At 72.4% G+C, this 7,882-nt stretch carries 5 protein-coding genes; 2 read left to right on the top strand and 3 right to left on the bottom strand.

Annotated elements, in window-relative coordinates; translation table 11 throughout:
* Nucleotides 1-513 precede the first annotated feature (513 nt).
* Nucleotides 514-2,538: a M23 family metallopeptidase gene (locus ACLBYB_RS32200; protein WP_091927400.1), complete on the top strand. Its 2,025-nt coding sequence runs from the start codon at nucleotides 514-516 to the stop codon at nucleotides 2,536-2,538.
* Nucleotides 2,539-2,554: 16 nt separating this feature from the next.
* Here ACLBYB_RS32200 and gluQRS read toward each other — a convergent pair whose 3' ends face one another.
* Genes gluQRS through ACLBYB_RS32185 form a run of 3 tightly spaced genes read right to left on the bottom strand, consistent with a single transcriptional unit; the run spans nucleotide 2,555 to nucleotide 5,791 of the window.
* Nucleotides 2,555-3,418 carry a tRNA glutamyl-Q(34) synthetase GluQRS gene (gene gluQRS, locus ACLBYB_RS32195; protein WP_447701306.1) on the bottom strand — a complete coding sequence of 288 codons (864 nt, stop codon included), beginning with the start codon at nucleotides 3,416-3,418 and terminating at the stop codon, nucleotides 2,555-2,557.
* A 16-nt stretch (nucleotides 3,419-3,434) separates the two neighbouring features.
* Nucleotides 3,435-3,716, bottom strand: coding sequence for a hypothetical protein (locus ACLBYB_RS32190; protein WP_100253865.1), 282 nt, complete (start codon nucleotides 3,714-3,716; stop codon nucleotides 3,435-3,437).
* 44 nt (nucleotides 3,717-3,760) lie between these two features.
* Complete coding sequence (locus ACLBYB_RS32185; protein WP_447701305.1) at nucleotides 3,761-5,791, bottom strand: ATP-binding protein; 2,031 nt, start codon at nucleotides 5,789-5,791, stop codon at nucleotides 3,761-3,763.
* Nucleotides 5,792-6,025: 234 nt separating this feature from the next.
* Between ACLBYB_RS32185 and ACLBYB_RS32180 the strand changes: the two genes are divergently transcribed.
* Nucleotides 6,026-7,669 carry a GMC oxidoreductase gene (locus tag ACLBYB_RS32180; protein ID WP_447701304.1) on the top strand — a complete coding sequence of 548 codons (1,644 nt, stop codon included), beginning with the start codon at nucleotides 6,026-6,028 and terminating at the stop codon, nucleotides 7,667-7,669.
* Nucleotides 7,670-7,882: the final 213 nt, after the last annotated feature.

Here is a 7,882-nt window from a genome sequence, read left to right as displayed (position 1 = left end):
GTCGGTGAGCTCAGAAAGAAGAACAACAGATCGGCACAAGTCTACTCACGCCAGGTCCTAAGACCCAGCCGCAAGGACAAACGCCGCCCGCGTCTCCCTTCCTCATTCCAACTTGTCAAAGAGCGCCTCAGTCGCCTGAGGCTCATGAGGCAAACAGAAGACCGCCCGGCAATCCCGCCGGCCAATCCCGCCGTTTGTCAGAAGATGGCTCAGCGCCCGGTCCACTTCCGCGGCCGGCGCCGATGAGCCGGGGTATAGAGCCGCCAATCCGGGCCGTCAACACCCTTTTTGCCGGCCGGCTCGGCGAACCACCCGTAAGCCTGGCGGTGGATGATCGCGGTCTTTCCCGCGCCGGGGCTGGCGCTCGGGAGCAGCACGCCTCAATCTCGACACGCTGGGTCGTGAGATGAGATTGCCGGGCGCGGATGTCGCCTCCGGTATGGTCGAGCCCGGCCTCAGCGCCGCGGATCCCGCGGGAACGCCCGTTCGCCATCGTCTTCTCAGGGCCTTCGAGTGAAGCGCGAGCGACTCAAGATCGGCGACGTGGCCGCCCTCCCCCCGGCACGCGGGGTGCACGAGCCTCTCGACCATCTCGGCGCGACCGCGACGCAGATCGACCGACGCGCCGTCAACCTCCGCTGGCTCTGCGCCAGCAGCCTCACCGGCCTGACCGGCGCCGGTCTGATCGCTGCGGCACTCCACGTGTCCCTCCAGGGCGACGTCTCCTTCGCGGCCATTCCCGAGAAGGCGGCGATCATGCCCCGCCCCCAGCCGAGCGAGAGCGGCGCCAACATCGCTCGCAAGGGCGACCGGCTGGTGCGCAACCTCATGATCGCCTCGGCCAAGCAGAGCTTCAAGGCGCCGGTCACGGTCCGCCTCGGCGACCGCGAGATCATCAAGGCCAAGGCCTTCGTGCGGCTGACGACGCCCCTGTCGATGACGACGGGCGTCTACGCCGCCGAGCCGCCCCGCTTCGACCCCATGAAGTTCGTCTCCGACGAGCCACTGGAGCGCGCACCGGACGCGTCCGCCGACGCCCCCAGCGCGGAGGTCACCGTGGTCAAGCGCGAACTCGCCGACGCTGCCGTTGACGCCAACGCGCCCGCCCTCAGCGACGACGACGTCACCGCGCAGGTCGAGGAGGAGCGCCGCATCGCCGCCGAGGCAGGGCGCCGCGCCGCCATCCCGATCGCCCCGCAGATCATGCTGTCGCGGACGCTCCAGCAGGGCGCGGCCGGCGACGGCGACGGTGCGGTGCCGAAGGACGCGAACCCCTTCAAGTCCATCGAGGTGCTGGTCGTCCCGGAGAACGTCACGAAGGTCGCCAAGGTCGAGCTGAAGGCCAACGAGGCGCCGCTCGTGGAGGAGCGCGATCTCGCGCTGAAGCGCGGCGAGACACTGGAGACCACGCTCAAGGCCACCGGCCTCGCGAGCGACGATGCCGTTCGCGGCATCGTCGCCGCGCTCGGGGGCAAGACCCGCACCGCTGCCCTCAACGAGGGGCAGCCGATGCGCGTCCAGGTCGCCCCCGGGCCCCGTCCCGGCGATCCCCGCCAGGTGACGCGCGTGGTGCTGTACGGCGAGAACGGCATCGAGGGCATCGCGGCCCTGAACGACCGCGGCGCCTTCGTGTCGGTGGCGCCCCCCGCCGAGGAGGCCCCCTCCCCCAAGGGACAGCCTCAGGCGGAGGCCGGCGAGGACGAGGACGAGGATTCCGGCTCCGGGCCGCGCCTGTACCAGAGCCTCTACGAGACGGCCGCGCGCCACGACCTGCCGCGGGCCACGGTCGAGGATATCGTCCGCGTCTTCAGCTACGACCTCGACTTCCAGCGCCGCATCGGCAGCGGTGACGGGCTCGACGTCTTCTACAGCACCGACGACGAGGCCAGCGCCGATCGTCCGGACCTGCTCTACGCGGCGCTGACGCTCGGTGGAGAGACCCGCAAGGTCTACCGCTTCCAGTCGCCGGACGACGGCACGATCGACTACCTCGACGAGCAGGGCCGGTCGCTGAAGAAGTTCCTGCTGCGCAAGCCCATCGCGGACGGGATCATGCGCTCCGGCTTCGGTTACCGCCGCCACCCGGTGCTGGGCTATGCCAAGCTGCATACGGGCGTCGACTGGTCGAACCCGATCGGCACGCCGATCATGGCGGCCGGCAACGGCGTGGTGATCCGCGCGGAGATGACCTCGGGCTACGGCAACCGGGTCGAGCTGCAGCACGTCAACGGCTACGTGACGACCTACAACCACATGTCGCGGTTCGGCCGCGGCATCCGCGAGGGCGTCAAGGTCCGGCAGGGCCAGATCGTCGGCTATGTCGGCTCGACCGGCCTGTCGACCGGCGCGCACCTCCACTACGAGGTGATCATCAACGGCCACTTCGTCGACCCGATGAAGATCCGCGTCCCCCGCGGCCGGGAGCTCGACGGGCGCCTGCTCGCCGACTTCAAGCGCCAGCGCGAGCAGATTGACGCCACCATGCAGAAGTCGAAGAGCGCCACGGCCCTCGCCCAGCGCGACGCGGCGGTCCGCTGAGAGCGCGCGCTGCCGTTCAGGCGAAGCCAAGCCGGGCGCGGACAGCCTCGGGCGTCGCGCCGGCCTGCCGAAGGTCGGCGAGGGATCGCGAGCCGCGCGACTTGGCCAGCTTCTCGCCCCCGGTATCGAGCAGCAGCGCGTGGTGGCGGTAGCGCGGGACCGGCAGGCCGAGCAGGGCCTGCAGGAGCACGTGCAGGTCGGTGGCCGCCTCGAGGTCGCGGCCCCGCACCACGTGGGTGATCCCCTCCGCCGCGTCGTCGTGGACCACGGCGAGGTGGTAGCTCGTCGGCACGTCGCGCCGGGCGATCACCGCGTCCCCCCAGCGTGCCGGATCCGCCGCGACCCGGTGCGCGCCGGCCGCTTCGAAGGCGACGTAGCCGTGGGTCGGGCCGGCGCGGCGCAGGGCGGCCGCCATGTCGAGCCGCCAGGTATGCGGGTCGCCGCGGGCGATCCGGTCCGCGGCCGCCGCCCGGTCCAAGTGGCGGCAGGTGCCGGGATAGAGCGGCACGCCGTCCGGATCGCGGGGGCCGTCGCCGCCGGAGGCGACGCGCGCCCGGATCTGGCCGCGTGAGCAGAAGCACGGATAGGCGAGCCCGCTCGCGATCAGCCCGTCGAGGGCGACCCGGTAGGCCGCCATGTGCCGGGACTGGCGCCGCACCGGTTCGGGATAGGTCAGCCCGAGCCAGGCGAGGTCGGTGACGATCCCGTCGACGAAGTCCGGCTTCGAGCGCGCGGGATCGATGTCCTCGATCCGCAGGCGGCAGACGCCCCCCATCCGGGCGGCGAGGTCCGCGTTGAGCAGCGCCGAGTAGGCGTGGCCGAGGTGCAGCCGTCCGTTCGGGCTCGGCGCGAAGCGCAGCACCGGAGCCGCGGCGGTCACGGACCGGTCCGGCAGATCACCCGTCCCGGCGGGTCAGGCACTGCGGCGCGCCGGGCTGGCAGGCGATCCCGGGCAGCGAGCAGGCCGGTCCCTCCGCCAGGCGGCGGCAGACCTTGCAGCCGTCGGTCCACTCGAGGCAGGCCGGATCGTCGGCCGCCGACACCGCCGGCGACGCGTGCCGCGCCGGCGCCAGGGCGCCGATGAGCACGGTGGCGATCACGAGGACCGCGATGCCCCAGGCGGCAAGCGCGCCGCTCGACGAGCGCGGTGCGGGCGACGGAGGGCTGACGGTCGACATGGGCCTCCTGTTGGCGCGGGACCCGCCCGCCTGTCAACGCGCGCTCAGGCGGCCCGCGCGGATCGGCGCTCCAGCAGCGGCGGGAGCAGCTTCAGATTCAGCGGCTTGGCCAGGAACCCGTCGAAGCCGGCCGCCCGGGCGGCGACCTCGTCCTCCCGGCCGGCATTCGCGGTCAGCGCGACGAGGTGGAGGCGGTCCGCGCCGCCCGCTTCGGCGGCGCGGATCCGCCGGGCGGTCTCGTGCCCGTCGAGGCGGGGCATCCGCACGTCGATCAGCGCGAGGTCGAAGGGGCCGTCCGTCTCCAGCCGCGCGAGGGCCTCGAGGCCGTCGACGGCGTGGATCACCGTGGCGCCGAGGCGCTCCAGGGCCCGGGTCGCCAGCAGGGCGTTGATCGGGTTGTCCTCGGCCAGCAGGATCCGCAGGCTGGAGCCGACGCGCGCCGGCTCCGCCGCCGGCGCGGCCGCGGCCTCGACCGGGCCCGTCGACGCGAGCAGGCGCTCGAACAGGGAGCGCGGCCGGACCGGCTTGATCAGGTAGCCGTCGAAGCCCGCCGCGCCGGGGGACCCGAAGCCGCGCCGGTCGAACGGCGAGAGGAGCACGAGGCTGGTGCGGACCCCGCAGGCGCGGGCCGCGTCGGCGATCTGGCGCACCGCCGCGTCGCCCAGTGCCCGGTCGGCCAGCACCGCGTCGAAGGCCGCGCCCGACAGGGCGTCCAGGCCCGATTCCAGGCTGTCGACGATCACGGTGGCGGCCCCGGCCCGGGACAGGCTGCGGGCGAGGTACGGGGCCTGGAACGGCGAGTCGGCGACGATCAGACAGCGCCGCGGGGCGAGCGTAGGCAGCGGCGCGCGCCCGCTATCCTCGGCCGCCGCGACCTCGGCGAGCGGCAGCAGGACCCGGAAGGTCGAGCCCCGGCCGAGGCGCGAATCCGCCTCGATCCGCCCGCCCATGCGGGTCACGAGCCGCCGCGTGATGGCGAGGCCCAGCCCCGTGCCCTCGTGGCTGCGGCTCGCGCTGCCGTCGCCCTGCTCGAACTCCTCGAACAGGATCGGCAGCCGCTCCTCCGGGATCCCCGGGCCGGTATCCGCCACGGCGAGCACGACCTCGCCGCCGGTCCCGGCCCGCGCAAAGCTCAGGCTGACGCCGACGCCGCCGCGCTCGGTGAACTTGATGGCGTTGCCGGCGAGGTTGATCAGGATCTGCCGCACCCGGTCGGCGTCGCCCAGGATCGCGGCCGGGAAGTCCTCGGCCACGTCGAGGGCGATCTCGATGCCCTTGTCCTGGGCGCGGGGCGCCAGCAGCTCGACGATCCCCTCGGAGAGGGCCGGCAGGTCGAAGGGCTCGGCCGCGAGGTCCAGGCGCCCGGCCTCGATCCGCGAGAAGTCGAGGACCCCGTCGATCAGGCCGAGCAGCGCCTGACCGCTGGTGCGCACCGCCTCCACGTAGGTGCGCTGCTCGGGGTTCAGCGCGGTCCCGAGCACGAGATCGGCCATGCCCAGGATGCCGTTGAGCGGCGTCCGCATCTCGTGGCTCACGGTCGCCAGGAAGCGGGATTTGGCGACGCTCGCCGCCTCGGCGCGCTCCAGGGCCGCGTCGCGGCTGCGGATCGCCTCCACCCGCGCGGTCACGTCCCGGCCCGCCCGCAGCCAGTGCGTCGCGTCGCCGTGCGCCACCGGCATCTCCACGAAGGCGAACCAGCGCGCCCGCCCGTCCGCCGTCCGGACCTGCGCCTCCAGGCGGCGGACCCCGTCCGGCCCGATCTCCACGGCGTTCCGGTCGAGGATCTCGAGATCGTCCTGGGAGCCGATCAGCGCGATCGGCTCGCGGCCGAGGAGGCGGGCGAAATCCTCGTTGGCGTAGGTGATGCGCCCGCGGGCATCCCGCTGGACGATGATCTCGGTGGTGGCGGCCACCAGGGCGCGGTAGCGGTCCTCGCTCTCGCTGATCCGCCAGAGGCGGTCCTGCAGCCGCTCGGCCTCGCGCTCGGCGCGCCGCGTTCCGAGCCGGCGCCAGAGGGCGAAGGCCAGTGCGGCCGCGGTCAGGAGCGCCAGGACAGGCGCCAGCGTGTCGATCATTCCGGCCTCCCCGGCATCGGGCCGGTCCGCCGCAGGATCGCAGCCGAAGCTGAAGGCGGCGTTGGGAAAGGCCCTTAACCGCCGGTTGCGGACTTCGCGGAGTCCGCGGCGGAGTCCGCGGCGGAATCCGCGGCGGAGTCCGCGACGCGGCGCGGGATCAACGGTACCGTGCGGTGATCCGAGAAGCGGCTCGCGAGTTGCCTGCCAGGACGCAGGTCCGGACGGAGACGGTACATGCCCGGTGAGCACTACGACGTCATCATTGTCGGGTCCGGTCCCGGCGGCGGCACGATGGCGTGGCGCCTCGCCCAAACGGGCAAGCGCATCCTGCTGATCGAGCGCGGCGACTACCTGCTGCGCGAGCCGCGGAACTGGGACAGTCAGGCGGTGATCGTTGACGGCTACTACCAGGCCAAGGAGACGTGGTACTCGTCCGACGGCAAGAGCTTCCACCCCGGCCTGCACTACTACGTCGGCGGAAACTCGAAGTTCTACGGCTCGATCCTCTTCCGCCTCCGCGAGAAGGACTTCGCCGAGATCCGCCACCAGGACGGCGTCGCGCCGGCCTGGCCGGTCGGGTATGACGTCTTCGAGCCGTACTACCAGGCGGCCGAGGAGCTGTTCCACGTCCACGGCCTGCGCGGCGAGGACCCGACCGAGCCCTGGTCGACCAAGCCCTACGCCCATCCGCCGGTGGCGCACGAGCCGCGGATCCAGGAGCTGTTCGACAACCTGAAGCGGGCCGGCCACCACCCGTTCCACCTGCCGGTGGGCGTGCGGCTGGTGGAGAAGGACGGCCGCGCGGTGCCGACCTCGCCCTGCATCAAGTGCGAGTCGTTCGACGGCTTCCCCTGCCCCACCAACGGCAAGTCGGACGCGCAGACCATGGTGGTCGACCCCGCCCTGCGCGACTGCCCGAACCTGACGCTGCTCACCCGCACCTACATCGAGCGCCTCGTCACCGACGCCGCCGGCCGCACCGTCACGGGCGTCGTCGGGAACCGGGACGGCGCGCCGTTCGAGGCCTCGGCCGACATCGTGGTGGTGGCCTGCGGCGCCCTCTCCTCGGCGCTGCTGCTGCTGCGCTCGGCCAGCGACCGCCACCCGAACGGCCTCGCCAACGGGTCGGATCAGGTCGGGCGCAACTACATGCGCCACAACAACTCGACGGTGCTGGCGATCTCGAAGGTCCCGAACCCGACCCGGTTCCAGAAGACGCTCGGCCTCAACGACTTCTACTTCGGCGATCCGGACCCGAAGGATGGCTGGGACTTCCCGCTCGGCCACATCCAGATGGTCGGCAAGTCGGACGGCGCCCAGATCCACGGCGAGGGCCTGCCGGGCTTCCTGCAATGGTTCCCCGACAAGCCGTTCGACTGGATCGCCAAGCACTCCGTCGACTTCTGGCTGACTTCTGAGGACGTGCCGCTGCCGCAGAACCGGATCTTCTACAAGGACGGCAAGGTCCATCTCGACCTCACCGAGACGAACGTCGAGGCGCATAAGCGGCTCCGGCACAAGCTGCGCGAGATCTGCAGCTTCACCGACATCCACCCGCACCTGTTCGACCGCTCGCTCTACCTGGGCAAGAACGTCCCGATCGGCGGGACGGCTCACCAGGCGGGGACCCTGCGGTTCGGCGCGGATCCGAGGACGTCGGTGCTCGACACCAACTGCAAGGCGCACGAGCTGGACAACCTCTACGTGACCGACGCCAGCTTCTTCCCGTCGATCGGCGCCGTGAACCCGACGTTGACCATCATCGCCAACGCCCTGCGGGTCGCCGACCATCTCGTCGCCCGGATGGGCGCCCGGGACGCGATCGCGCCGCCCCGGCTGTTCGACCACACCGAGCCGCGCGAGCCGCTGCCGGCCTGAGGACCGGCGGGGCGCGAACCATCGCTCTCCCCGGCTCGTCCCGAGGTGCCGGCACCGGACACACGTGATCGTCCCCGCGCGCCGACTGGCGCCGGGGGCATGGCCCGGGAGGCGAGCACGAGGGACGCGGGACGCCGCGGGAACCCAGGTGTCGGCCAAGTACGCGCGGGATCCGATCCCCGCGGCGCCCCGCGGCATCGACCGGGCATGGTC

It is taken from the genome of Methylobacterium sp. D54C (assembly GCF_053345595.1).
This window is presented reverse-complemented; position numbering and strand designations above follow the sequence as displayed.

Coding starts and splice junctions, on each gene's coding strand:
- ACLBYB_RS32190 (WP_100253865.1), bottom strand. CDS start 3,716: ATGTCGACCGTCAGCCCTCCGTCGCCCGCACCGCGCTCGTCGAGCGGC.
- ACLBYB_RS32185 (WP_447701305.1), bottom strand. CDS start 5,791: ATGATCGACACGCTGGCGCCTGTCCTGGCGCTCCTGACCGCGGCCGCA.
- ACLBYB_RS32180 (WP_447701304.1), top strand. CDS start 6,026: ATGCCCGGTGAGCACTACGACGTCATCATTGTCGGGTCCGGTCCCGGC.